This is a genomic window from Nonomuraea terrae (assembly GCF_004348995.1).
Lineage (GTDB): Bacteria > Actinomycetota > Actinomycetes > Streptosporangiales > Streptosporangiaceae > Nonomuraea > Nonomuraea terrae.
Genome location: NZ_SMKQ01000012.1, coordinates 37,526 through 60,739 on the forward strand (window position 1 = coordinate 37,526; position 23,214 = coordinate 60,739).

The following is a 23,214-nucleotide window of genomic DNA, read 5'->3' on the forward strand; positions in this document are numbered from 1 at the left end:
CGCGGCCGCTGTGACACTGAGATACGGGCTGGTGCTCAACCTGCTGCTGATCGGGCGGCTCAAGTTCGAGGACTACGAGGTGGACAACATCCGTCCACTGCTCGTTGCCAGCCCTCCGTTCAGCCGTCTGGCTCGAAGATACGGTGAACGAAGGCTCGCCAGGTTCATCGGCGTCAGCGAAATCCTGATCGGTGCGCTGATCGCTGCCCGACCGCTGGCTCCCAAAGCCTCCGCGCTCGGTAGCCTTGCCGCTACGGGGATGTTCGCCACCACGTTGAGCTTCCTGGCCACCACACCGGAAGCATGGCACCAACGCCGAACGGAACCCAAGCTGTCCCCCGCCGGACAGTTTCTGATCAAGGACATCGTGCTGCTGGGAGCGGCACTCTTCACAGTCGCGGAATCTCTGCGGAATATCCGACAGCTCTGACGCCCCGCGGCACGCCGACGCCGGGATCGACCGTCGCCCTGCCCAGCGGCGGCACACGGCTGATCATCAGCACCTCGCTGGCCACAGAGGCCATCAGGCGGCACCGCCCACTTCGACTGGGCGGCGAGCCTGAAACTTCCCCGTGCCCGTCATTGGGGCAGGCGGGGTCGGGTCCCCGCGGTGGCCGCACCCACCACGGGCACGGCAGCCCGAGAAAGGGACGATGATGAGCGACCGGTCGGCCCTGGATCCCCGCCGGCGAGGGAGGAAGGGCGACCACACGTCCAGCAGGCCGTGTCCTGGTCGCCTGGCTGACCACGACCGGCCACAAGGGTGATCAGGACCTTTACCTGATCACGTCAGTGGTCCTTTTTCTGATCGGCGGCATGTTCGCGCTGGTGATGCGGGCCGAATTCGCCCGGCCCGGACTGCAGTCCGTGACGAACCAGCTGTTCACCACACACGGCACGATCATGCTCTTCCCTGTTCGCGACTCCGCTGTTCGCCGGCTGCACCAACTCGGGTGGCGCGAGGTCATCCGGATCGCCCACGACCTGGGCCTGGACCTCGATCAGTTCGAGAAGGAACTCATCTCGGCCGAGGTCACCGGCCGGGTGCATGACGACATGCTCGACGCCGAGCCCTTGAATATCACCGCCGTTCCTACGCTCCCCATCAACGGCTGGAGGCGCGTCGACCCGTCCGACGCGCAATCGCTGCTACGAGCGCTGACGACCGCGACCGACCCACCGGTCGCCGAGACAACGGATGCCGTAGTGGCCCCACGATCTACGGCCACCCACGACCGGGCAGGTGATTCGCCTGCCGCTTTCGTGGATCGCGACTCACCGGACAACGCTTGCGTGCAGTCATCTGCGCGTAGCGGACTGAGGCAAATTTTGAACTAAAAAGTCCATATTATGTCGGGCCCGCAACCTGCCTACCTGCTGCCTAGGCGGGCACATGGAACCTGTCTAACGGACTAAATAGTCCCATGACCGTGGCAGAATACGTGAGCGGTTCGACTGGCCGGGAGGGATCGATGAGGACATGCTTCGCGGAGGTCTTGGCCCGCGAAAGCGCTTCTCTGGCTGAAGTCACCGACGGGGTGATGCTGGCCAACTGGCGTCGCCGCGTCGTCAAGGAGCTCATGACCCCGCGATCACCGTACGCGTTGGCACTGCGACAATCGGGTGATGTGCCTGAGCGAGCCGACTTGCTCGATCGCTGGCGCGAGCTCATCGCCGAGACTTTGGAACGGTTGCTGAAGTCCGGCGCCACAGGGAACGCACTCTGCTCTTCCGCGCAGACTCCGAGGGCCGATATCGACGCCCAGAAGGCTGCTGTGCTGATTCTTGCGGCGCTTCATGGAGGCAGCACCCTGAGTCAGATCGCACGAGACCCTTGGCCTCTCAACGCCGCGCTCGACTTCGCGCTCGCGCCCTTTGCGGCAACCGAGGATGACGGCCCCACAAGGACGAGGAACGAGTAGCCCGATATCAGTAACATGAATGTGTGATGACGACCGCTGACTCGCAGACTGGCAGACGCCTGACGGCGCGCGGCGCAAAGACGCGGGCAAGGATCGTCGCCGCAGCAGCCGAGCTGATGTACGTCCAGGGAGTCGGGGATACCACGCTCGACGACGTGCTCGCGGCGAGCGGAGTGAGCAAGTCGCAGTTGTACCACCATTTCGACGGCAAGGACGCACTCGTACGGGCCGTCATCGACCACGTGGGAGAACGCGTCATCGAGCGTGAGCGCGATGCCCTCGGCCACGTCTCGACGATCGCAGGCCTGCGACGCTGGCGGGATTCCTTGGTCCAGAACAACGCCCTTCGGCATGGCGCCTACGGCTGTGCACTCGGCTCGCTGGCCTCCGAGGTCACCGATCATGACACTCTCGCGCGCCAAGCCCTGTCCAACCTGTTCACCGAATGGCAGGGACTGCTGGCAGGCGTGTTGCGCAGGCTTCAAGACAGTGGTGTGCTTGCGCCCGAGGCGTCGGTCGACCAACTGGCAACGGGGCTCATGGCAGCCCTCCAGGGCGGGTACATGCTGGCCCAGACTGCGCGCGATGTCACACCGATGGCAACCTCGGTTGACATGGCACTCGCGCACATCGAGAGCCTGTCTGCCGGTTGAGTCCACGTTGCCGCCAGGCAATTGGAGCGGTGCATCCACTCACCAAGAGCTTGGATTTGGTGTCGGAGTTCGAGTCAGAGGGCAGTCCGTGAGTCAACTGCCCCTTTGATCGGTTGCGCTGCATGAGGAGGGCTGGTCACGGGCTCAGCGTCCACACCCCTTCCAGCTCGCGGAGCGCGCGGTTGGCCGCCGGGACGGAGCCGCCCGTTGACCCGGCCATCGACCGTAGTCCGGAGATAGCGTCGTCGTCGAGCTCACCAGTCGTCCAGCCCGTCTGGGTCATAGGAGTAGTCCAGCGAGATTCCGGGTCGGATCTTGTGGAGGTCGGCCCGGCCCATCCGCAGCACCTCGAGTCTTACGCCGTGGTGCGCCCAGTCGAAGTCATCGACGACTGTCATTCCGAGACGTTTGGCAACAGCGAGGCTGCCGGCGTTCTGCGCCGGCGCCGCAACGAAGACCTCATCGACGTCGGCGGTAAGAAATGCCTGGTGTGCCAGAGCATGCCCAATCTGGCCAGCCACACCGTGGCCACGGGCCTCGGGCCGCAGATGCCACCCCATCACAAGCTGGGGATCGCGCGGACTGAAGGGAAGCAGAGTCGCGCCGCCGAGGAGCCGGCCGTCGTCAGTCGCCTCCACTGCCCACAGACCCTGTGGCACAGGACTCCGTGACGACTGCAGCTCCCAGTCTCCCAACAACTCCCGCATCTCGGCGAGGTCACGCACAGGCTGTCGCCTGCCGATCGCCTTGGCAATTCTCGGGTCCCCGTAGATCTCGAACGCCCCTTGGGCATCTTCGGCAGACCAGGACCGCAAGATGAGGGTCGGAGTGACGATGCGCTCAGGCTCGATGGAGACGTGATGGTCGTCCATGATGTCAGCGCCCGCTGTTCGCGTCTCGTGCGGTGCGGGTGGCGGTGAAGGCCGAGCGGCTGGTGTCGACGGTGTCGTTCCACCCGGGATGGGCCCGGGCGTAGTCGGCAGCAAACCCGCAAGAGAAGCCAACCTTGGTCCGACTCCGGCTGAGGTCTTCCAGGGCATGGCGGGCCAGCGCCGAGGCGATGCCCCGATGCCGTTGGTCTGGGTCCACGTACGAGTGGGTGCGCGTGACCCGTCCGCCGGGCGTCTCGTAAGCCAGCGTGCCGTCGGCCCGGCCATCGGTCAGCGCCTCGTGGAGGCGGGTGGTCTCGTCCTTGCGCACCTCAACGGCGGCTGGTGATGGCTCCATGTTCTCTTCTCACCTCGTCAGTCTTCGGTCGGTGGCCCGAGCAGCCTTCCTCAAGGGCACCAACGGACTATCAAGTCCAACGTATGCTACTCAGGCCGTGCCTACGAGAATATAGACGCCGTAACTGGACTTAATAGTCCGCTCAGAGTGTAGTGCGCGGTGTAACTACACGTTGGAAAGGGTGAGCCGATGAGCAGCGAAGAACAGGTGCCGGTAACCGAGGCGCTGATGGACAACACCGATCAAGGCCGCTTTGAGCTCCACCGCGACGGCGACCTGGTCGGCTGGCTCTACTACACCCACCTGAAGCCCAACCGGTATGCCCTATTGCACACCGAGGTGGAGTCGAGTCATCGACACCAGGGCGTGGCGGGCGCGATGGTGCGGCAAGTGCTCGACGAGATCCGTGCCCGCGCAGGCACGATCACCGCTATCTGCCCCTTTGTGGCCGACTACCTCGCGCGAACGACCACATATGCCGATCTGATCGACGCCCGACACCCCGGCTACTCCGATCGTGCTGCTGCCGAGTCAGCGCGCGAGAAGGGCGGCGGCTGAGACCACCAGACCGCGCCGCGCAGCAGCGCCGTCGCGGTCCTGCCGGGGCGCAGCACGCTGCTGCTCTACACCGACGGCCTGGTGGAAGTGCCCGGTGAGCACCTCGACATAGGGCCGGAACGACTGCGCCGCAGCGGCGCTCGTCTGGCCCGCGAGCCCCTCGAGGCCTTCTGCGACAAGCTGCTCACCCTGCCACCCATGCCGTGCAAGGACGACATCGCCATGATCGCCGTGCGACTGCCCGGCATTCTGAGCCCCACGGCTCCGGAAGCGGGGTGTCAATAACGCTCGTGCCGTCTTTCCGCGAACCTGCCCAGCGACTCGCTCGTTATCTTGAGTTGTCAAGCGAACTGGCTGGCGATGACTGCCGGGCCATGATCTTTGACGGTGGAGATTGCCCGGCGGGCCGAACTCGTCGAAGGCGAAGGTCCGCTCGGAGCGGTGCATCAGGGCGTACTCCATCCAACCGGCACGAACCCGGTGATCGTTTCCGGTCACAGCACTAGAGCGAAGTGTCTTCGGCTGGGAACGGGCGGACGGTGTCGCGGACGACGATGTGGGTGCCGAGCATCACGTGGTCGGCCACGCCCGACTTGGTGCGCTTGTGTTCGAGCGCCATGCGTACGGCGGTGCGGCCCAGCTCCTCGTGCGGCACGTGGACGGTGGTGAGGTCGATGTCGGCGGCCGTGGGCAGGTCGTCGAAGCCCACCATGGAAACGTCGTCGGGGATGCGCAGCCCGTGCTCGCGCAGCGCCTGGCGGGCGCCGGCGGCGATGAGGTCGTTGCCGGCGAAGACGGCGGTGAAGTCGCGCGGCCCCGCGTCGAGCCGCTCGCGGATCATGCGGTAGCCCTCGTGACGCTCCATCGTGCCGTCCATCTCCAGGCCGGGGTCGTGGGGCACGTGGAAGTCGGCCAGGGCCTTGCGGTAGCCGGCGATGCGGCTGTCGGGGGTGGTGTAGCCCTCGCGCCGGCCGAGAAAGAGGATGCGCCGGTGGCCGGCCGACAGCAGATGGCTGGTGATGGCGTGGGCGCCGCCGGTGTTGTCGTACTCGATGACGAGGGCGGGCACGTCGGGGCCCAGCGCGGGGCGCCCGCACAGGACGAGCTGCGAGCCCGCGAGGGCGAGCGCTCGGGCGTATTCGGCCATGCGCTCGCGGTAGGCGTCGTCGTTGACGACGTTGCCGACGAGGATCACGCATTCGGCCTGTTCCTGCCGCATGAGTTGGACCGTGGCGAGCTCGCGCTCGGGGTCGCCACCGGTGGTGCCGACGATGCAGAGCTTGCCTTCGAGCGCGGCCTGCGTCTGGACGCCCTGTGCGACGTGGGCGTAGTGGGGCGAGACGACGGAGTTGACGATGATGGCGACGCTGCGACTGCTCGCGCCGGCCAGGCCGCGGGCGTTGGCGTTGGCCACGTAGTCGAGCTCGCGGACCGCCCGCATGACCTTGCTACGGGTGGCGGGGGCGCTGGGGTAGGTGCCGGACAGGATCCGCGACACGGTGGCGACGGACACGCCGGCGTGCGCCGCCACGTCGCGGATCGTGGTCGGCCGCCGCCCTTCGTCGTCGGACACCGCACGCCGAGCCATCCCGCCTCCACCTGACACTCGACTTCACTGGTAAACCGCTTACACGCGATGCTGTCGCTGTCTGACGTACCTCTTCGACACTGTACATGTGCTCAAAGCCGATGAGGAGCCACATCGGAATGGTCTGGGGCAGGACACCTGTGGAAACGCATTCTGCGACTCACTGATCCTCTTGACAGTTCGATCACGTCATGCTGCCATCGGCGTTAGGTAAACGGTTAAACACGTGGCCGTTCCCACCGCGTTACGCCAACCCCGAGTGGAGCCCCCCATGGCGATGATGTCCCGACGGAACCTGCTCTTGAGCGCGGCGGCGGTCGGCGCCGCCGGGCAGATCGGCTGGTCCTCGAAACAGGCGCATGCCGAGGTCACCCGACCGGCCCGGGCGAGCGGCCTCCTCCAGGACGGCGTCCAGCTCACGTGGCTGGAGGGCGGCGCGCCGCGGCAGCTCGCCGGCGGATCCACGTGGGGGGTGGCGTGGCCGAAGGGCACCGTGCCCAAGGAGCAGGCCTTCGCGTTGCGCACCGCCGCCGGGCAGCAGGTGCCCGTCCAGACGTGGGCCACCGCGTACTGGCCGGACGGGTCGCTCAAGTGGACGGCGCACGCCATCGGCCCGGAGGTCCCCCCAGCCGAGCAGTACGTGCTCACGGCCGGCGCTCCCGCCGCGCCGGTGACGGCCGTGACGGTCAAGGACGGCCGGAACGAGGTCGAGGTGGACACCGGCGTCATCCGGTGCCGGATCCCGAAGAAGGGCGACCAGCTGGTGAGCTCCATCCGGCGCGGCGACACCGAGATCGCCCGCGGCGGCGAGCTGGTCTGCCTGCGCCAGGACGATCCCGGCGACGACGAGGGCGGCTCGGGGAAGACGGAGAAGTTCACCGGCCGGACGGGCAAGGTGACGGTCGAGCAGTCGGGCCCGGTCCGCGCGGTGGTCAAGATCGAGGGCGAGCACCGGCACGGCAACCGGTCGTGGCTGCCGTTCACCGTGCGGCTGTACTTCTACGCCGGCGGCGACGGCATCCGCGCGGTGCACAGCTTCGTGTACGACGGCGACGCGAACGAGGACTTCATCCGCGGCCTGGGCATCCGCTTCGAGGTGCCGATGCGCGACGAGCTGTACAACCGGCACGTACGGTTCGCCGGCCGGGGCGACGGCGTGCTGTCCGAGGCGGTGCGCGGCATCACCGGGCTGCGCCGCGACCCTGGTGCGGCGGTCCGCCAGGCGCAGGTCGCCGGGCAGGCCACCCCGCCGGTGGAGACGTGGGACACCCGGGTCAGCTCCCGGCTGCACCTGATCCCGGCTTTCGGCGACTACTCGCTGCGCCAGCTCAGCGCGGACGGCTTCCAGATCCGCAAACGCACCAAGGCCGGGCACAGCTGGATCCCCGTCGACGCCGGCGGGCAGGCCTCCGGCCTGGGGTACGTCGGCAGCCCGAGCGGCGGCTTCGCGTTCGGCATGCGCAATTTCTGGCAGCTGCACCCCACCCAGCTCGACATCCGCGGCGCGGCAGGAGAGAAGGCGGAGGTGACGGTGTGGCTCTGGTCGCCCGAGGCCGGTCCGATGGACCTGCGCTTCTACCATGACGGCCTCGGCCAGGACACCTACGCCGAGCAGCTCGAAGGGCTGGAGATCACGTACGAGGACTACGAGCCGGGCTTCGGCACCCCGTACGGCATCGCGCGGACGACGGAGCTGATGTTCTGGGCCTTGGAGGCCACCCCCGCCGCCGCACGCGTCGCGGAGCTGGCGGCGGCCGTGCGCACGCCGCCGCTGGTCGTCGCCCCGCCCGCGCACCTGCACGCGGCCGGGGTGTTCGGCGACTGGGTGCCGTTGGACCGCTCCTCCCCTGCCAAGGCGCTGATCGAGGACCGCCTGGACCTGTTGTTCGACTACCACAGCAAGCAGGTCGACCAGCGTTCGTGGTACGGCTTCTGGGACTACGGCGACATCATGCACAGCTACGACGAGGACCGGCACGTCTGGCGCTACGACGTCGGCGGCTACGCCTGGGACAACTCCGAGCTGTCCACCGACCTGTGGCTGTGGTACCACTACCTGCGCACCGGCCGGGCGGAGGCGTTCCGCTTCGCCGAGGCGATGACCCGCCACACGGGCGAGGTCGATGTCTACCACCTGGGCGAGTGGCGTGACCTGGGGACGCGGCACGGCGTGCAGCACTGGGGCGACAGCGCCAAGCAGGCCCGCATCAGCAACGCCGGCTACCGGCGCTTCCTCTACTTCCTGACGGCCGACGAGCGGATCGGCGACCTGCTGCACGACCTGGTCGACTCCGACAAGGCGTTCCTCGTGCTCGACCCCCTTCGCAAGCTGCGCACCGAGCCGTACGAGCCTGACCCGCACGCCCTCCTGGTCGGCACCGGGACGGACTGGAGCGGCCTCGCGCTCGCCTGGCTGACCGAGTGGGAGCGCGGCGGTGACCCCGTCGCCAAGGAGAAGCTGCTCAACAGCATGCGCACCATCGCGGCGATGCCGAACGGCTTCGTCCGCGGCAGCGGCCTGTACGACATCGACGACGGCACCTTCCGGCCGGACGAGACCGCGGTCAGCGTGGGCTCGCTCAGCGCGGTGTTCGGGCTGGTCGAGGTGTGCAGCGAGCTCATCGGCCTGACGGGTGACGAGGCGTTCACCCGGGCGTGGCTGCAGTACTGCCGCCTGTACAACGGCACCGCAGAAGAGCAGCGCGCCGAGACGGGGCAGTCGTTCGGCAGCCAGAACCTGCGTCAGGCCCACTCCAGGCTCACCGCCTACGCCGCCGTCAAGCTCGGGGACGACGACCTGGCCGCGCGGGCGTGGCGGGAGTTCGACACCGGCCACGCCGGCTACCCGAAGAACCACACGTTCGAGTCCGTACGGATCGAGGGCTCGAAGGTGCTCAAGCCGGTGGAGGAGGCGAACCTTTCGACCAACGCCTCCGCGCAGTATGGCCTGGCCGCCATCCAGTGCCTCGCCCTCATCGGCGACAAGCGGTAGGAGGAGGGCGGCCCGACTACGTCCACGGCGCGGGCATGATCGAGCTGCGCCGGCCGAACACGAGAAGCTGATCCCAGGAGCCCCGCCATGCCACTGCGCCTCCCCCCACCCGACGAACGACTGTCCGGCCACACCGGCTGGACCCGGACGCACTGGGAGGCCATGGCGGATCACCTGCTGGACTCCGTGCTGCCGTACGCCACCGACGGCTTCGCCCAGTTCCGCCTGCCGGGCAGGGCGAGCCGGTCGGGGCCGGTGAGCGACGGGCTGGAGGGTTTCGCCCGCACGTTCCTGCTGGCCGCCTTCCGCATCGCCGGCGCGGGCGGCGACGTGCCGGCTGCGCTGCTGGAGCGCTACGCCGCCGGCCTGGCCGCCGGGAGCGACCCCGCGCACCCGTACGCCTGGCCGGCGCTGACCGACATGTCGCAGCAGCTCGTCGAGGCGGCCTCGGTGGCGCTGGCGCTGCACGAGACCCGCCCCTGGCTGTTCGACCGGCTGCCCTCGGCAGAGCGGGAGCGGGTGGTGGCGTGGCTGGCCGGGTTCGTCGGCCGGCGCACGCCGGACAACAACTGGGTGCTGTTCCGGGTGATCGTCGAGCAGTTCCTGGCGGAGGTGGGCGGGCCGTACGAACCGGGCGAGATCACCGGCGGGCTGGAGCGGATCGAGGACTGGTACGCCGGCGACGGCTGGTACTCCGACGGCAAGGGCAAGAACTTCGACTACTACGGCGGGTGGGCGCTGCATCTGTACCCGTCGCTGTGGGCGCGGATGGCCGGCGACACCGCCCGCCAGGAGGTGTACGCGACGCGGCTGCGCCGCTTCCTGGAGCAGTACCAGCACTTCTTCGCCGCCGACGGCGGGCCGGTGCACCAGGGGCGCTCGCTCACCTACCGGTTCGCCACGGTGGCGCCGCTGTGGCTGGGGGTGCTGACCGGTGCCTCTCCCCTGCCGCCCGGCCGGACCCGGCGCATCGCCGGCGGTGTGTTGCGTCACTTCGCCGAGCGCGGGGTGCCGGACGAGCGCGGCCTGCTCACCCTCGGCTGGTACGGCCCGTTCCGGCCCATCGCGCAGGACTACTCGGGCCCGGCGTCGCCGTACTGGGCGAGCAAGGCGTTCCTGGGCCTGCTCCTGCCTGCCGACCACCCCGTCTGGACGGACCCGGAGGAGGCGGCGCCGGTCGAGCTGGCCGACCAGGCGCTCACCATGCCGGCGCCCGGCTGGCTGCTGCACGCCACCCGCGCCGACGGCGTCGTACGGCTCGTCAACCACGGCAGCGACCGCGACCGCGTCCAGGACCCGAACGGGCCGCCCGATCCTCACTACCTCAAGCTCGCCTACACCAGCCACACCGGGCCCGAGCTCGGGGATAAGGCACAGGGTGTGGACAACCACCTGGCCGTCATCGCCCCCGACGGGACGGCCTCGCTCAGGCGGCGCATCGAGCCTCTGGCGGTGTCCGACCGGTTCGCCGCTTCGGCCTACCGGGACGGCCCCGTCAGGGTGGTCACCGCCTCGGTGGTCGACGGCGCCGCGGAGATCAGGATCCATCAGGTCACGGCCCCCGCCGGGCACCGGGTGCGCGACGGCGGACACGCCCTGGCCGCCGACGTCCCACTCGGCCTGCGGCAAGGCGACGGCGTCGCGCTGGCCCTGCGTCCGGACGGGCTGAGCAGCGCCGTTCGCGCCTTGCACGGCTACACCGGCTCGGGGCTGATGACGGCGCAGGGGGCCAACGCCTTCGGCGCGCACTCGGCCACGCCGTACGTCATCGCCGGCGCGCACCCCGGCGGCACCGCGATCTACGTCAGCCTGGTACGGCTCGCGCGGACGGCGCAGGAGCCGCCCTCGCCGGGCGTGCGGGTCGAGGGTGACGTGGTCGTCCTGGCCCTGCCCGGCGGAGAGACGGTGACGGTCCGCCTGGGCGACGTCCCCGGGTGCGAACGCCGTCGATGACCGGGGCTTCGGCGGCGGGCAGGCCACCGAAGCCGTCAGGGGTCACTGGGCCGCCGCGTGCTCCTTTGCCAGTTCCTCGGCCATCCGGTCGCCACCCGTCTGCCGCCACTGGGTGACGACATCCTTCCACGCCGACAGCGGCTTGCGGCCGAAGGCGATCGCCGCGATGCCGTCGCCGATGATCTGGTCGAGCTGGGCTCCCTTGCTCACCTGGGTGGCCGAGCGCAGCCCCTGGCCTGGGTTGGCGACACTCTTGGGCAGGCTCGCCTTCTGCCAGTCGTAGACGGCCTGCGCCGTGTCGGGGTAGCCGGGCAGGTAGAGGACCGACGGCGCGGCGCCGAGGTACTTCACGGGCAGGGAGGAGTTGTTCTCGGTGTCGAACAGGTCGGTGGGCTTGATGCCCCTGTCGTCCTTGGTGAAGTGCACGCCCTCGACGCCGTAGTTGGCCAGCTCGTACTCCTTCGTGCCGAAGGGCGCGCTGAGGTAGTTGCAGATGCGCAGCAGCAGCTTGATCCGCTCGGGGGCGGCCTTCTTGAAGGTCACGTAGCCGAACAGGCCGGCGCTCCGCCAAGGCGTGGCCTGCGGGCCGTAGGGGCGGCCCAGGTCGAGCTCGAACCTGCCGTCGATCTTGGAGAGTGTGGCTGGCGCCACCGAGCCGAAGCCGTCCTGGATCGAGGCGACCGTGCCGTTGTGGAAGTGGCTCTGCATGTCGGTGGAGCTGACCGTGAGGCTGTCGGGATAGACCGTCTTGGCCTCGACCAGCTTGCGCATGGTGTCGACGGCCTGCTCGAACTGCGGCGTGCTGATGGTGTGGACGAACTGACCGCCCGTGGCCGTCCAGGTGTTCGGCGCGCCCAGCGAGCCCGCGTGGTAGGTGATGGAGCCCAGGCCGCCGAAGAGGGTCTTGTACCAGCCGAGCCCCCACTTGCGGTCGCCGGTGAGCTCCCGCATCGCCTCCAGGTACTGCTCGGTCGTCCAGTCCTTCGGGATGCCGGCCTCGTCCATGGCGGTGCGGTTGACGAACAGGCTGTTGGCCGGGGTCGGCCGCTCCAGCGGGACGCCGTAGAGCTTGCCGTTGATCCGGCCCATGCCCTTCCAGGCGTAGGTCGGGATGTTGGCGAGGTTCGGGTACTCCTTGACGGCGTCGCCCCCGACGAACTCCGACAGGTCGGCGCACTGCGCCTGAATGAACTCCAGGGAGTGCGGCAGCGCGAGGTTCGTGAACATGATGATGTCCGGCAGGTCGCTGCCCGAGGCCATCAGCGTGGTCATCTTCTGGCCGTACTCGGGGTCCGGCACGACGGTCACCTGGAGGTCGACGTTCAGCGCCTTGTTGATCTCCTGCCAGAAGCGGTTCTGCGCGACCGGCGCGGGCGGCGGCCCGAACGTCACCACCAGCGCGGTCACCTTGGAGCCGTCGCCCACGGTGTCGTTCACCGACTGCGTCAGCGTCTCGGGATACTTCAAGTAGAGCGGCTGCACGCCGGTCTCGTCGCCTGGGGCGTCCGGCTTGGGCCCGGCGAAGGGCACGTACGCGGGCCACGGGACGAGCTGCTTGCCCGCGTTCGAGACGCTGCCGGTGGCTCCGCCGCTTCCGCCCCCGCAGGCGGTGATCAGCGGCGCGGCGGCCACGCCGAGCGCGCTCATGCCCGCCATCCTGAGCAGGCCGCGGCGGTTGATGCTGTTGTCCATGGCAATTCCTCGCTGGGGGGTCGGTGAGGTGTCACGCCTTGAGTGCGCCGGTGAGCACGCCCTTGGCGAAGTAGCGCTGCAGGAACGGGTACACGCACACGATGGGCAGGGTCGCCAGCATGACGACGGCCATCTGCACGGACTGTGGAGAGGCCGTGGCCAGCTCCCCGGAGGTCTCCGCGAGCGAGGCGCCGCCGGTGACGTACTGGCGCAGGACGGTGCCGATCGGCCATTTGGTCTGGTCGTTGAAGTAGATGATCGCTTCGAAGAAGCGGTTCCAGTACGCGACCGCGTAGAACAGGCCGATCACCGCGATGACCGCCTTGGACAGCGGCAGCACGACCTTGCGCAGGATAGCCAGCTCGCCGGCGCCGTCCATGCGGGCGGCGTCGAGCAGCTCCTGCGGGATCGACTGGAAGAAGCCCCGCATCACGACCAGGTTGAACACGTTGACCAGGAACGGCAGGATCAGCGCGGCGTACTGGTCGACCAGGCCGGCGCTCTGCACGACCAGGAACAGCGGCACCATCCCCGGCGGGAACAGGAAGGTGAACAGCACCAGCAGCAGCATCGGCTTGCCGCCGTAGACCTGCGGCCGGCTCAGCGTGTACGCCAGGCCGATCGTGCACGTCAGGCTCAGCGCCGTGCCCACCAGGGTGATGCCGGCACTGACCAGCAGCGCGCGGGTGATGATCCCGCCCTGGAGGATCTCGGCGTACGCGCCGAAGGAGAACTCCTCCGGCCAGATCACCCAGCCACCGTTCTCGATGACGTTCTGCGGGCTGGCCAGGCTGGTCGCCAGGACCGTCCACAGCGGGAAGATGACCAGCGCCACCACCACGGTCAGCGCCACCGCCTTGGCGGCGCGCACGGCGGGGCCGGGACGGCCCATCCAGGCCGGTGCACTCGCGCTCATGCCTTGTAAACCCCCTGCTCGCCCAGCCGATGCGCGACCTTGTTGGCGGTGTAGATGAGCACCACGCCGATCACGCCCTTGAACAGCCCGACCGCGGCCGCGTAACCGAAGTCGCCGCCCGCGAAGCCGGTGAAGTAGACGAACGTCTCCAGCACCTCGCCGGTTTCGGGGCCCACCGACTGGCGCTGCAGGAAGAACTGCTCGAACCCGATCGACAGGAACTCACCCAGCCGTAGCACCAGCAGCAGCACGATGACCGGCCTGATCGCCGGCAGCGTCACGTGCCACAGCCGGCGACCCCAGCCGGCGCCGTCCAGCGCCGCCGCCTCGTACTGCTGCTCGTCCACCTGTGACAGCGCGGCCAGGAAGATGATCGTGGCCCAGCCGCATTCCTTCCAGATGAGCTGCGCGACCACCAGCGGGCCGTAGGCGTCGGGGTTGCCGATGATCGAGATCTGGCCCGCGCCCAGGTCGGACAGCCAGCCGTTCACCACGCCCGCGCCGCCCAGCATCTGCTGGAAGAGCGCGATGACGATCACCCAGGACAGGAAGTGCGGCAGGTAGACCACGCTCTGCACGAACCGCCTGAGGGTGTCGCCCACGATGCTGTGCAGCAGCAGCGCCAGGGCCAGCGGGGCGGGGAAGAAGAACACCAGCTGCAGGGCGGCGATGATCAGCGTGTTCTTGACCGCGTTCCAGAACGCGGGGTCGCCGAACATGCGCTCGAAGTGCGACAGGCCGACCCACTCGCTGCCCGAGACCCCGAGGAACGGGATGTAGTCCTGGAAGGCCAGGACGTTTCCGGACAGGGCACCGTAGTGGAAGACGAGGAAGTACAGCAGACCGGGGACCGCGAGAAGCAGCAGGACGCGGTCGGCCCTGATGCGCTGTAAGCGGCCGGTGCGGGGGCCGCCGCCGGCGGGCGGATCCTGGGTCTTCTCGGTCGGAGGGCTGGTGCCACCAGCGCCGCGGCGGACCCGCGTCATGCTCACGTCCAAGGCCTCTCTTGCGGTGCCAAGCCCGAAACAGAATGTTCATCAACATAAAACGGTTACATGCCTCCGTCAATAGCATGGCCGGGGGCGCGGATTCCGGATAAGGCGTCAGTTCAGCGGTAACGTCACAACGATGGTCTCGCATGCGGCCGCCTCCTGTGGTGAAGTAGCCTCAACGGTGGAACCGTTTTCATCGCGCCCTCTCGACGGATAGGAGCACACTCCGTGCCTCGGCGACCCGTTGCGGTCTTCGCCATCGCCCCCTGGGCGTTCGGCGGCATCTTCCCCTCCGACCTCGTCACCCGGTTGCGGCAACTGGTCGACATCGACCCGGCGACGACGTTCACCTCGTTCGAAGGACCGGCCGCCGCCGCGGCGCTTGCGGAGGCGGAGATCCTTCTCACCGGGTGGGGCTGCCCCCGGGTCGACGCCCGGGTGCTGGCCGCCGCGCCGCGGCTGCGCGCCATCGTGCACGCCGCCGGCACCGTCAAAGCCGGCGTCGACCCCGTCGTGTTCGAACGCGGGCTCGTCGTGTCGTCGGCCGCCGAGGCCAACGCCGTCCCCGTAGCCGACTACACCATCGCCATGCTCGTCCTGGGCGCTAAACGGGTCTTCAGCCGCGCGCGGCGGTACGCCGCGGCCGTCGAGGGCGAGCCCAAGGACTGGCTCTCCGGGGACGGCACCGGACTGAACGGCCGCACGGTCGGGCTGATCGGCGCCTCCCGGGTGGGCCGCCACGTCCTGCGGCGGCTGCGCGCGTTCGACGTCGAGATCCTCCTGTACGACCCGTACGTGAGCGCCGCCGAGGCCGCGCGCCTCGGCGCCGAGCCCGTGAGCATGGACGACCTGTGCCGCCGCAGCGACCTCGTCACCGTGCACGCCCCCGCCCTGCCCGAGACCCGCCACATGCTCGACGCCCGCCGGCTGGACCTGCTGCCCGACGGCGCGATCGTCATCAACACCGCCCGTGGATCGCTGATCGACACCGAGGCGCTGACCCGATCGTGCGCCACCGGCCGGATCTCCGCCATCCTCGACGTCACCGACCCCGAGCCACTGCCGCCAGGCCACCCGCTCTTCGCCATGCCGAACGTCCTGATCACCCCGCACCTGGCGGGCGCGCAGGGCCGCGAGCTCCGGCTTCTCGGCGAGTTCGCCGTCGCCGAGGTGAGCCGCCTCCTCGGCGGTGTGCCGCTGCTCGGCCGCGTGGAGCCGGAGCAGCTCGCGTACATCGCCTGACACCCCGTCTTGCGGTCACCACTCCGGGTCACGAGATGACCACACCACCACGGCAGAACATGAAGTACACCGGCTGCAGGGCTCGTACGGCGGCGGCCTTCGCCAGCAGAGGGTGGTGCGAGGGCGGAGGCAAGAGCAAACTTGACGAGCGGACCCGTCAGGATGCCGGAAAGCACGAGAAGGATGGCGACCAGGACGACCGCGTGGGAGACACAGACCGCGTACACGTTGACGGGCAGGAAGCCGCCGAAAGCGCGGTAGGCCGGCGAAGCGGCGAGCGAAGAGGCCGAGGACGCCGAGGCCTGATCTGGAACGAACGCCACCTGCGGCGCGCCCTACGCCAGTACGAACGGTTCTACAACCGGCATCGAGCCCATCAAGCCCTGAACCAAGCCGGTTCGAGGACGAGCGCCTTTTGTCGATTGTCAGGCAAAACTAGGACCCTGTCCGTCTTATCCTCCCGCGTTTAGGCCGTCACCGCCTGGTCGACCACATCGGGCGCCAGTACATGCTCAATGACCATGACGGCCGCGCCGGTGACGCCGGCGCGGTCGCCGAGTTCGCTGGTCAGGATGCCGAGGTGCTGCGTGGCCAGGGGCAACGACCTGCTGTAGATCACCTCGCGGACCCCCGCGAGCAGATGCTCGCCCGCCTCGGCGATGTCGCCGCCGACAACGATGAGCGAGGGGTTGAAGAAGTTGACCACCCAGGCGAGCACCATGCCTATCTCCCGGCCCGCCTGCCGGACCGCCTGGACCGCACGCACGTTGCCCGCGCGCACCAGGTCGACGACGTCGCGGCTGACGGAGGCGTCCTCGCCCGCCTCGCGCAGGCGGGCGGCCAGAGCCCCGCCGCCCGCCACGGCTTCGAGGCATCCGATGTTGCCGCACCGGCAGACGACCTCCTCGAACGACGGGACCCGGATGTGCCCGATGTCGCCGGCCGCTCCCTGGGCGCCGCGATGGATGCGGCCTTCGCTGATGATCCCGCAGCCCACACCGGTGCCGACCTTGACGAAGATCATGTGTTGGACCTGCGATCTCACCGCCCAGTACTCACCCAGCGCCATGATGTTGACGTCGTTGTCGACCAGCACGGGGGCGCCGAGCCGGGCGCTCAGCCACTGGGGCACCGCGAATCGGTCCCAGCCGGGCATGATCGGCGGGTTGACCGGCGTGCCGGTGCCGTGTTCGACCGGCCCGGGGAGGCCGACGCCGATGCCGCAGACGTCGGCGAGGCTGCGGCCACATTCGCCGAGCAGCTGGCGGAAGGTCTCGATGAGCCAGGTCAGCACGGGCTCCGGGCCCCGGTCGATAGGCATCTCGGCAGTGCGTTCGGCGAGCGGGATGGTCGCGAGGTCGGTGACGGCGAGCCGGGCGTGAGTCACGCCAAGGTCCGCAGCGAGCACGAGCCGTGCGCTCTGGTTGAAGGTGAACGTGGTCGCGGGACGTCCGCCGGAGTGGATCGCGTCGTCGGTGGGCGCGACCAGGCGCTGGTGCATCAGGGCGTCCAGCCGAAGCGAGAGCGTCGAGCGGGCCCATCCGGTGAGCTGGGCCAGCTCGGCGCGGGTGCGCGGCCGTCCGTCGCGCAGGATCGAGAGCAGGGCCCCTGCTCCGGCGGCCGAGCCGCCGGCGTCGATCAGCGTGCTCTCAGTCAACACCTGCTCCGTTCGTTGAAAACCGGATCTTTCCGGTCACATCATAGTTATGCCATAGCTACCCGCCAGTTTTGCTTGACCATCGACATAAGACGCCTTTAGCATCCGGCAACATGAGGGACATAAGCCAGAAACCGCCCAATGATCGGAGGATGCGCATCATTGGGACAGGTTTCATGGGGCGGGTGCAGGTCGGAGCCCCGCAGTCAGCAGGTGCGGCCACTCTCCGATTAGCCGGGTCGCCACGCGAGAAGACGCAGCAGGGTGGTCTCGCCCGGACGGCGAGCCGGAGGTGGAGCCCGTGCTGAGCATGCGTGGCATCGGCAAGAGCTTCCTCGGCGTACGGGTGCTGTCCGGCATCGACCTGGACGTGACCGCCGGCGAGGTGCACGCCGTCGTCGGAGAGAACGGCGCCGGCAAGTCCACCCTCATGAAGATCATCTGCGGGGTCCACGCTCCGGACGAGGGCACCATCGAGATCGACGGGCGGCCGACCTCCTTCGGCCACCCCCTCGACGCGCAGCGCTCCGGCATCGCGATCATCTACCAGGAGTTCAACCTCCTGCCCGAGCGCACCGTCGCCGAGAACGTCTTCCTTGGACGCGAGCCGGTCCGGCGCGGCCTGGTCGACCGGACGGCGATGGAGCAAGCCACCGAACGGCTCCTCGACGAGCTCGGCGAAGGCTCCTTCGGTCCGCGTGAGGCCGTCAAGCGGTTGTCGGTGGCCCAGCAGCAGGTCGTCGAGATCGTCAAGGCGCTGTCGGTGAACGCCCGGCTCGTCGTCATGGACGAGCCCAGCGCCGCCCTCGCCGAGCACGAGGTCGAGCTCCTCTATCGGCTGATCGGCCGGCTTCGCGAGCGCGGCGTCGCGGTGCTCTACATCTCCCACCGATTACGAGAGGTGTTCGACCTCGCCGACCGGGTCACCGTGCTCAAGGACGGCTCCCGCGTCACCACCCACCCGATCGGGGAGGTGACCTCCGACGAGCTGATCCGCCTGATGGTCGGCCGCGACCTCGGCACCTACTTCCCGCCCCGCTCCTCGGGCGTCGGTGAGACCCGGCTCAGCCTGCGCGGAGCGGGCAACCACAAGCTGCGTGGCATCGATCTGGAGCTGCGTTCCGGGGAGATCGTCGGCGTCGCGGGCCTCCAGGGCTCCGGACGGTCCGAGCTGGCCAAAGCGATCTTCGGCGCGGAGCCGTTCACGGAGGGCGAGATGACGCCATCGCGGCCCCGATCGGTACGCGAAGGCGTGGCCCTGGGAATCGGGCTCGTGACCGAGGACCGCAAGGCCGAAGGGCTCGCCCTGCACCAGTCGGTGCGGGACAACGCGCTGCTCGTCGCCCGTGCGGTGGGTGGCAAGGACCGCGACGGCGTCCACGACCTGCTCGAACGCGTACGTCTGTCGCCGCCGCGCCAGGACCAGGAGGTCGGCTACCTCTCCGGCGGCAACCAGCAGAAGGTCGTGCTGGCCAGATGGATGACGATGGCGCCGCGCGTGCTGCTGTTCGACGAACCGACCCGGGGCGTCGACGTGGGCGCCAAGGCCGCCATCCATGATCTGATGCGCGAGCTGGCCAATGATGGCATGGCCATCATGATGATCTCTTCCGAGCTGCCCGAGCTCATCGGCATGAGCGATCGCATCGTGGTCCTGCGCGACGGCCGGATCGCCGGCACGTTGCCCGCCGGCCCCTCGGAGGAGGCCATCATGCGCCTGGCCGCGGCGGAGGTGGTGTCATGAACGGCATCCCGGTGGCGGCGCGGCTACGCGAGCCCACCCAGGTGGTGTTCCTCGCGCTGCTCGGCCTGATCGCGCTCGGCTGGGTCCTCGTCGCGCTCGACGGCGGCCAGTTCCTGACCATGGAGAGCGTCGTCGGGATCCAGCAGCGTTCCGCTGCCCTCGGCATCGTGGCCGTCGGGCAGACGCTGGCGATCCTGGCCGGGTCGCTCGACCTGTCGGTGGCATACCTGATCAGCCTGACCTCGCTGGTCGCGGCGGAGATCATGGCGGGCCAGGACGGGAACATCGTCCCCGCGGTCGCCGCGGTTCTGGCCCTCAGCGCTCTGGTGGGGCTGGTCAACGGGCTGGTCATCACCCGGCTCCGGGTCCACGCCTTCATCGCCACGCTCGGAGTCGCCCTGATCATCAGGGGCATCCTCGACCACCTGTACGACGGGCCCGCGGGCAAGGTGCCCGAGTCGTTCCAGGTCCTCGGCTACTCCCGGATCGGACCGGTCCCCGTCTCCGCCCTGCTCTGGGCGGGCGTGGCCGTCGTGGCCTGGTTCCTGCTGAGCAGGACCCGGCTGGGATATCGGATCTACGCGGTCGGCGGGAACGAGGAGGTCGCCCGCCTGTCCGGGATCCGTACCGGGCGGATCGTCGTGCTCACCCATGTGCTGTGCTCCGTCTGCGCCGGCGTCGCGGGCCTGCTGCTGGCGAGCCGGCTCGGCGCCGGAGCGCCCACGGTGGGCACCGACGGCGGTTACGACCTTGAGTCCATCGCCGCGGTCGTGCTCGGCGGGACCGCGCTGGCCGGCGGCAAGGGCGGCGTGGCCGGAACCGTGGGCGGGGTGCTGCTGCTGGCCGTGCTGGACACCATCTTCAACCAGCTGGAGGTCAACTCCTTCGTCAAGGACGTGGTCCGCGGCGTGGTCATCGTCATCGCGGTGGCCGTCTACGCCCGGCGTACCAAGGGGCGGTCGGCATGAAGCGGGCACTTCCCATCCTGGCGGTCCTCGTGGTGCTGCTGGCCGCGATCGCCTTCGTCAATCCCTTCTTCCTGGAGCCCGCCGGATTCCTGGCATTCGCCAAGCGGGCCGCGCCGCTGGTGATCCTCGCGGCGGGGCAGTACTTCGTCATCGTCTCCGGCGAGTTCGACCTGTCGGTCGGTTCGCTGGTGACGGCCGAGGTGGTGATCGCCGCCCGCCTCATCGACGGCGAGGAACCCGCGACCTGGCCGGTCATCGCCCTGCTGATCGTCATCGGGCTGCTCGTCGGGCTGGTCAACGGCGTGGTCACCACCAAGTTGCGGGTCCCGTCGTTCATCGTGACGCTCGGCATGCTGCTCGTCCTGTCCGGAGCGGTGTTCCTGTGGTCGGGCGGCGCGCCGCGCGGTGCGCTGTCGGAGGGGTTCCGCGCCTTCGGCCGTGGCGGACTCGGGCCGGTGCCGTGGTCGGTCTTGATCCTCCTGGCGGTCGGCGCGGCGGCGATCTGGCTCATGCGCGCCGACTTCGGCAAGACGCTGATGGTCGCCGGCGACAACGAGCGTGCCGCGGCGCTGTCCGGGGTCCGGGTCCACCGGGTCAAAATCTTCGCCTTCATGCTCTCCGGCCTGGCGGCGGCCGTCACGGCGATCCTGCTCGGCGGCTTCGCCGGCGTCTCTGCCCAGGTCGGCCAGGGGCTGGAGTTCTCCGCCATCACCGCGGTCGTCCTCGGCGGCGTGGTGCTCGGGGGCGGACGCGGCTCCGTGCTGGCCGCCATGGCCGGGGCCTTCACGCTGGAGGCGCTGTTCACCCTGCTCAACCTGTACGGCATCTCGGGGGCACTGGAGTTCACCGTGCAGGGCGTCATCATCATCGTCGCGGTCGCGGCGGGAGCCGTCCGACTTCCCTGGAAGTTCACCCCCCGAAAAGGAGACGCACATGCCGCGTCGTAAGGCCACGGTCGCCGTGTTCGCCGCACTCGCCCTCGCGGGCTGCACCACCGACAAGCCGCCCGCCGCCCAGAGCAGCGCGCCGGCCGCGAGCACCGACCAGACCGGCCAGGGGTCGGGCACGGGCACGCAGTCGAAGTTCTTCGTGCAGGCCGACTTCGACGCCCAGCTGGCCATGCGGTCGCAGACTCCGCAGGGCCCCGACGGGAAGCCGTGGGAGCAGGCCATCACCCCGCAGATGACCGACACCAAGACGTTCAAGAAGGACGGACCGTACCACCTGTGCTTCTCCAACGCCGCGGTCAACAACCCCTGGCGGCAGGTCGGCTGGAAGACCATGCAGGCCGAGGTCGGCCTGCACAAGGAGATCACCGAGTTCACCGCCCTGGACGCCGAGGGCAAGGACGACAAGCAGATCTCCGACATCGCCGAGCTGCAGGCCAAGGGCTGCGACGCGCTGATCGTCTCGCCCAACACAACCGCCACGCTGACCCCGGCCGTGAAGGGCGCCTGCGGGAAGGTGCCGGTCATCGTGTTCGACCGGGGTGTGGAGACCGACTGCCCGGTGACGTTCATCAAGCCCATCGGCGGCTACCTGTACGGCGCCGACGCCGCCGACTTCCTGGTGGAGAAGGTGCCGGACGGCGGCAAGGTCCTGGCGCTGCGCATCAGCCCCGGCGTGGACGTGCTGGAGACCCGCTGGTCGGCGGCCAAGACGGTCTTCGACAAGAGCCGGCTCCAAGTCGTGGGCGTGGAGTTCACCGACGGCGACGCCGCAAAGACCAAGAGCATCGTCAACGACTACATCCAGCGCTACGGCAAGATCGACGGCGTCTGGATGGACTCCGGAGGGACCGCCGTGGCCGCGGTCGAGGCGTTCGAGGACGCCGGCCTGCCGGTACCGCCGGTCACCGGCGAGGACCAGCAGGACTTCCTGCAGAAGTGGAAGGACGCGAAGCTCACCGCCATCGCGCCCACGTACCCGACGTACCAGTGGCGCACCCCGATCATCGCCGCACTGAAGATCCTCAAGGGAGAGGAGGTGCCCAAGGTCTGGAACCTGCCCCAGCCCAAGATCACCGAAGAGACCCTGCCCACCTACCTCCAGCCGAACATGCCGCCGCTGCACTACGCCCTGTGCGGCTGCGAGGACCTGCCCGGGTTCCCGGAGAACTGGGGCGGAAAGAAGAGCTGAGCCGAGACGACGACGAAGAGGGACGCCATGTTCTCCATCGGAGTGAACACCTGGGTCTGGGTCTCCCCGCTGACCGACGACGACCTGGCGCGGCTCGCGCCGCGCGTCGCCGGGTGGGGCTTCGACGTCATCGAACTGCCCGTCGAGTGGCCTGGCGACTGGAACCCGGACAAGGCCGCGGCGGTGCTGGCCGAGCACGGGCTGGCCGCGTCGGTGGTGCTGGTCATGCCGCCGGGGCGGGAGCTCGTGGCCGCGTCCCCGGAGGCGGTCCGTGACACCCAGGACTACCTGCGGCACTGCGTCGACGTGGCGGTGGCCGTCGGCTCCCCCGTGATCGGGGGGCCGGCGTACGCCTCGGTCGGGCGTACGTGGCGGCTCTCGCCGGACGAGCGCCGCAGCGCGTACGCCGAGCTGCGCGAGAATCTGCGGCCCGTCCTGGACCACGCGGGCGAGCGCGGGATCAAGCTCGCGGTCGAGCCGCTCAACCGGTACGAGACCAGTCTGCTCAACACCGTCGAGCAGGCGCTCGACGCGCTGCCGGAGGACTGCTACCTGGCACTGGACGTCTACCACATGAACATCGAGGAGAAGGACCCCGCCCAGGCGGTACGGGCCGCGGCGGGCCGGATCGGGCACGTGCAGGTGTGCGGCACCGATCGCGGCACGCCGGGGGCAGACCACTTCGACTGGCCCGGCTTCACCCAAGCCCTGCGGGACGCCGGCTACACCGGCCCGCTCGTCATCGAGTCGTTCACCGCTCACAACCAGACCATCGCCACCGCGGCCTCCATCTGGCGGCCGCTCGCGGAAAGCCAGGACACGCTGGCCGTGGACGGCCTCGCCTACCTGCGCACTCTCTGACGCCCGCCGGCGCGCCCCCGCCGGGGCGCTTCCGGTCACCCCCTTCTCCCCACCCGGAGATTCGCCATGCGACGATTTCTCGCTGCCCTCTTACTCCCAGCCTTGTTACT

22 protein-coding genes are annotated in these 23,214 nt (G+C 69.1%); 13 read left to right on the top strand and 9 right to left on the bottom strand.

What is annotated here, in order from left to right; genetic code table 11:
• Positions 1-31: 31 nt before the first annotated feature.
• The 4 genes from E1286_RS07020 (at position 32) to E1286_RS07035 (ending at position 2,575) form a co-directional block, all read left to right on the top strand.
• A complete protein-coding gene (locus tag E1286_RS07020; protein WP_165969620.1) occupies positions 32-430 on the top strand; it encodes a DUF417 family protein in 399 nt (132 codons plus the stop codon).
• Positions 431-816: 386 nt separating this feature from the next.
• Positions 817-1,338 carry a DsbA family protein gene (locus tag E1286_RS51670; RefSeq protein ID WP_223189651.1) on the top strand — a complete coding sequence of 174 codons (522 nt, stop codon included), beginning with the start codon at positions 817-819 and terminating at the stop codon, positions 1,336-1,338.
• A gap of 86 nt (positions 1,339-1,424) precedes the next feature.
• Positions 1,425-1,922 (top strand): hypothetical protein, encoded by a 498-nt coding sequence (locus E1286_RS07030; RefSeq protein WP_132609905.1) that lies wholly within the window; start codon positions 1,425-1,427, stop codon positions 1,920-1,922.
• Between the two features lie 26 nt (positions 1,923-1,948).
• Complete coding sequence (locus E1286_RS07035; RefSeq protein ID WP_132609907.1) at positions 1,949-2,575, top strand: TetR/AcrR family transcriptional regulator; 627 nt, start codon at positions 1,949-1,951, stop codon at positions 2,573-2,575.
• Positions 2,576-2,711: 136 nt separating this feature from the next.
• Here the strand turns inward: E1286_RS07035 and E1286_RS47625 are convergent, their stop codons facing one another.
• Genes E1286_RS47625 through E1286_RS07045 form a run of 3 tightly spaced genes read right to left on the bottom strand, consistent with a single transcriptional unit; the run spans position 2,712 to position 3,802 of the window.
• Entirely contained in the window at positions 2,712-2,858 is a 147-nt protein-coding gene (locus tag E1286_RS47625; protein WP_165969613.1) for a hypothetical protein, read from the bottom strand.
• A complete protein-coding gene (locus tag E1286_RS07040) occupies positions 2,830-3,447 on the bottom strand; it encodes a GNAT family N-acetyltransferase (RefSeq protein ID WP_165969621.1) in 618 nt (205 codons plus the stop codon). The genes E1286_RS47625 and E1286_RS07040 overlap by 29 nt, the downstream gene beginning before the upstream one ends.
• Positions 3,448-3,451: 4 nt before the next feature.
• Positions 3,452-3,802 carry a GNAT family N-acetyltransferase gene (locus tag E1286_RS07045; RefSeq protein ID WP_132609911.1) on the bottom strand — a complete coding sequence of 117 codons (351 nt, stop codon included), beginning with the start codon at positions 3,800-3,802 and terminating at the stop codon, positions 3,452-3,454.
• A 189-nt stretch (positions 3,803-3,991) separates the two neighbouring features.
• Here E1286_RS07045 and E1286_RS07050 point away from each other — a divergent pair, with 189 nt between their 5' ends.
• Positions 3,992-4,360, top strand: coding sequence for a GNAT family N-acetyltransferase (locus tag E1286_RS07050; RefSeq protein WP_132609913.1), 369 nt, complete (start codon positions 3,992-3,994; stop codon positions 4,358-4,360).
• Here the strand turns inward: E1286_RS07050 and E1286_RS51915 are convergent.
• Both E1286_RS51915 and E1286_RS07060 read right to left on the bottom strand, forming a co-directional pair.
• Positions 4,334-4,858, bottom strand: a complete 525-nt coding sequence (locus tag E1286_RS51915) for a hypothetical protein (protein ID WP_425464743.1) — start codon at positions 4,856-4,858, stop codon at positions 4,334-4,336. The genes E1286_RS07050 and E1286_RS51915 overlap by 27 nt on opposite strands.
• A 4-nt stretch (positions 4,859-4,862) precedes the next feature.
• Positions 4,863-5,948, bottom strand: coding sequence for a LacI family DNA-binding transcriptional regulator (locus E1286_RS07060; protein ID WP_132609915.1), 1,086 nt, complete (start codon positions 5,946-5,948; stop codon positions 4,863-4,865).
• 271 nt (positions 5,949-6,219) lie between these two features.
• On the opposite strand from E1286_RS07060, the gene E1286_RS07065 reads away from it, so the two are divergent.
• Positions 6,220-8,940, top strand: a complete 2,721-nt coding sequence (locus tag E1286_RS07065; protein WP_132609917.1) for an exo-rhamnogalacturonan lyase family protein — start codon at positions 6,220-6,222, stop codon at positions 8,938-8,940.
• An 87-nt stretch (positions 8,941-9,027) separates the two neighbouring features.
• Positions 9,028-10,893 carry a DUF2264 domain-containing protein gene (locus tag E1286_RS07070; protein ID WP_132609919.1) on the top strand — a complete coding sequence of 622 codons (1,866 nt, stop codon included), beginning with the start codon at positions 9,028-9,030 and terminating at the stop codon, positions 10,891-10,893.
• A gap of 42 nt (positions 10,894-10,935) precedes the next feature.
• On the opposite strand, the gene E1286_RS07075 is transcribed toward E1286_RS07070, so the two are convergent.
• Genes E1286_RS07075 through E1286_RS07085 form a run of 3 tightly spaced genes read right to left on the bottom strand, consistent with a single transcriptional unit; the run spans position 10,936 to position 14,487 of the window.
• Positions 10,936-12,585, bottom strand: a complete 1,650-nt coding sequence (locus tag E1286_RS07075; RefSeq protein WP_132609921.1) for an extracellular solute-binding protein — start codon at positions 12,583-12,585, stop codon at positions 10,936-10,938.
• Between the two features lie 31 nt (positions 12,586-12,616).
• Complete coding sequence (locus tag E1286_RS07080; RefSeq protein ID WP_132609923.1) at positions 12,617-13,501, bottom strand: carbohydrate ABC transporter permease; 885 nt, start codon at positions 13,499-13,501, stop codon at positions 12,617-12,619.
• Positions 13,498-14,487 carry an ABC transporter permease gene (locus tag E1286_RS07085; RefSeq protein WP_132609925.1) on the bottom strand — a complete coding sequence of 330 codons (990 nt, stop codon included), beginning with the start codon at positions 14,485-14,487 and terminating at the stop codon, positions 13,498-13,500. Before E1286_RS07085 ends, E1286_RS07080 begins: the two co-directional genes overlap by 4 nt.
• 234 nt (positions 14,488-14,721) lie before the next feature.
• Here E1286_RS07085 and E1286_RS07090 point away from each other — a divergent pair, with 234 nt between their 5' ends.
• Positions 14,722-15,735: a hydroxyacid dehydrogenase gene (locus E1286_RS07090; RefSeq protein ID WP_132609927.1), complete on the top strand. Its 1,014-nt coding sequence runs from the start codon at positions 14,722-14,724 to the stop codon at positions 15,733-15,735.
• 466 nt (positions 15,736-16,201) lie between these two features.
• On the opposite strand, the gene E1286_RS07095 is transcribed toward E1286_RS07090, so the two are convergent.
• The gene (locus tag E1286_RS07095) at positions 16,202-17,392 is read right to left on the bottom strand and encodes an ROK family protein (protein WP_187368130.1); all 1,191 of its coding nucleotides are present in this window, start codon (positions 17,390-17,392) and stop codon (positions 16,202-16,204) included.
• 310 nt (positions 17,393-17,702) lie between these two features.
• Between E1286_RS07095 and E1286_RS07100 the strand changes: the two genes are divergently transcribed.
• The 5 genes from E1286_RS07100 to E1286_RS07120 are packed head-to-tail and all read left to right on the top strand — an operon-like array spanning position 17,703 to position 23,104.
• Positions 17,703-19,136, top strand: coding sequence for a sugar ABC transporter ATP-binding protein (locus tag E1286_RS07100; protein WP_187368132.1), 1,434 nt, complete (start codon positions 17,703-17,705; stop codon positions 19,134-19,136).
• Entirely contained in the window at positions 19,133-20,104 is a 972-nt protein-coding gene (locus E1286_RS07105) for an ABC transporter permease (protein WP_132609933.1), read from the top strand. Before E1286_RS07100 ends, E1286_RS07105 begins: the two co-directional genes overlap by 4 nt.
• The gene (locus tag E1286_RS07110; RefSeq protein WP_132609935.1) at positions 20,101-21,051 is read left to right on the top strand and encodes an ABC transporter permease; all 951 of its coding nucleotides are present in this window, start codon (positions 20,101-20,103) and stop codon (positions 21,049-21,051) included. Before E1286_RS07105 ends, E1286_RS07110 begins: the two co-directional genes overlap by 4 nt.
• Positions 21,038-22,243, top strand: a complete 1,206-nt coding sequence (locus E1286_RS07115) for a substrate-binding domain-containing protein (RefSeq protein WP_132609937.1) — start codon at positions 21,038-21,040, stop codon at positions 22,241-22,243. The genes E1286_RS07110 and E1286_RS07115 overlap by 14 nt, the downstream gene beginning before the upstream one ends.
• A 27-nt stretch (positions 22,244-22,270) precedes the next feature.
• Positions 22,271-23,104 (top strand): sugar phosphate isomerase/epimerase family protein, encoded by an 834-nt coding sequence (locus E1286_RS07120; RefSeq protein WP_132609939.1) that lies wholly within the window; start codon positions 22,271-22,273, stop codon positions 23,102-23,104.
• Positions 23,105-23,214 lie beyond the last annotated feature (110 nt).

Coding starts and splice junctions, on each gene's coding strand:
- E1286_RS51670 (WP_223189651.1), top strand. CDS start 817: ATGTTCGCGCTGGTGATGCGGGCCGAATTCGCCCGGCCCGGACTGCAG.
- E1286_RS07030 (WP_132609905.1), top strand. CDS start 1,425: ATGACCGTGGCAGAATACGTGAGCGGTTCGACTGGCCGGGAGGGATCG.
- E1286_RS07050 (WP_132609913.1), top strand. CDS start 3,992: ATGAGCAGCGAAGAACAGGTGCCGGTAACCGAGGCGCTGATGGACAAC.
- E1286_RS07040 (WP_165969621.1), bottom strand. CDS start 3,447: ATGGACGACCATCACGTCTCCATCGAGCCTGAGCGCATCGTCACTCCG.
- E1286_RS07035 (WP_132609907.1), top strand. CDS start 1,949: ATGACGACCGCTGACTCGCAGACTGGCAGACGCCTGACGGCGCGCGGC.
- E1286_RS07060 (WP_132609915.1), bottom strand. CDS start 5,948: ATGGCTCGGCGTGCGGTGTCCGACGACGAAGGGCGGCGGCCGACCACG.
- E1286_RS07085 (WP_132609925.1), bottom strand. CDS start 14,487: ATGACGCGGGTCCGCCGCGGCGCTGGTGGCACCAGCCCTCCGACCGAG.
- E1286_RS07120 (WP_132609939.1), top strand. CDS start 22,271: ATGTTCTCCATCGGAGTGAACACCTGGGTCTGGGTCTCCCCGCTGACC.
- E1286_RS07065 (WP_132609917.1), top strand. CDS start 6,220: ATGGCGATGATGTCCCGACGGAACCTGCTCTTGAGCGCGGCGGCGGTC.
- E1286_RS07075 (WP_132609921.1), bottom strand. CDS start 12,585: ATGGACAACAGCATCAACCGCCGCGGCCTGCTCAGGATGGCGGGCATG.
- E1286_RS47625 (WP_165969613.1), bottom strand. CDS start 2,858: ATGACCCAGACGGGCTGGACGACTGGTGAGCTCGACGACGACGCTATC.
- E1286_RS07110 (WP_132609935.1), top strand. CDS start 20,101: ATGAAGCGGGCACTTCCCATCCTGGCGGTCCTCGTGGTGCTGCTGGCC.
- E1286_RS07080 (WP_132609923.1), bottom strand. CDS start 13,501: ATGAGCGCGAGTGCACCGGCCTGGATGGGCCGTCCCGGCCCCGCCGTG.
- E1286_RS07100 (WP_187368132.1), top strand. CDS start 17,703: ATGCGTGGCATCGGCAAGAGCTTCCTCGGCGTACGGGTGCTGTCCGGC.
- E1286_RS07070 (WP_132609919.1), top strand. CDS start 9,028: ATGCCACTGCGCCTCCCCCCACCCGACGAACGACTGTCCGGCCACACC.
- E1286_RS07045 (WP_132609911.1), bottom strand. CDS start 3,802: ATGGAGCCATCACCAGCCGCCGTTGAGGTGCGCAAGGACGAGACCACC.
- E1286_RS07105 (WP_132609933.1), top strand. CDS start 19,133: ATGAACGGCATCCCGGTGGCGGCGCGGCTACGCGAGCCCACCCAGGTG.
- E1286_RS07115 (WP_132609937.1), top strand. CDS start 21,038: ATGCCGCGTCGTAAGGCCACGGTCGCCGTGTTCGCCGCACTCGCCCTC.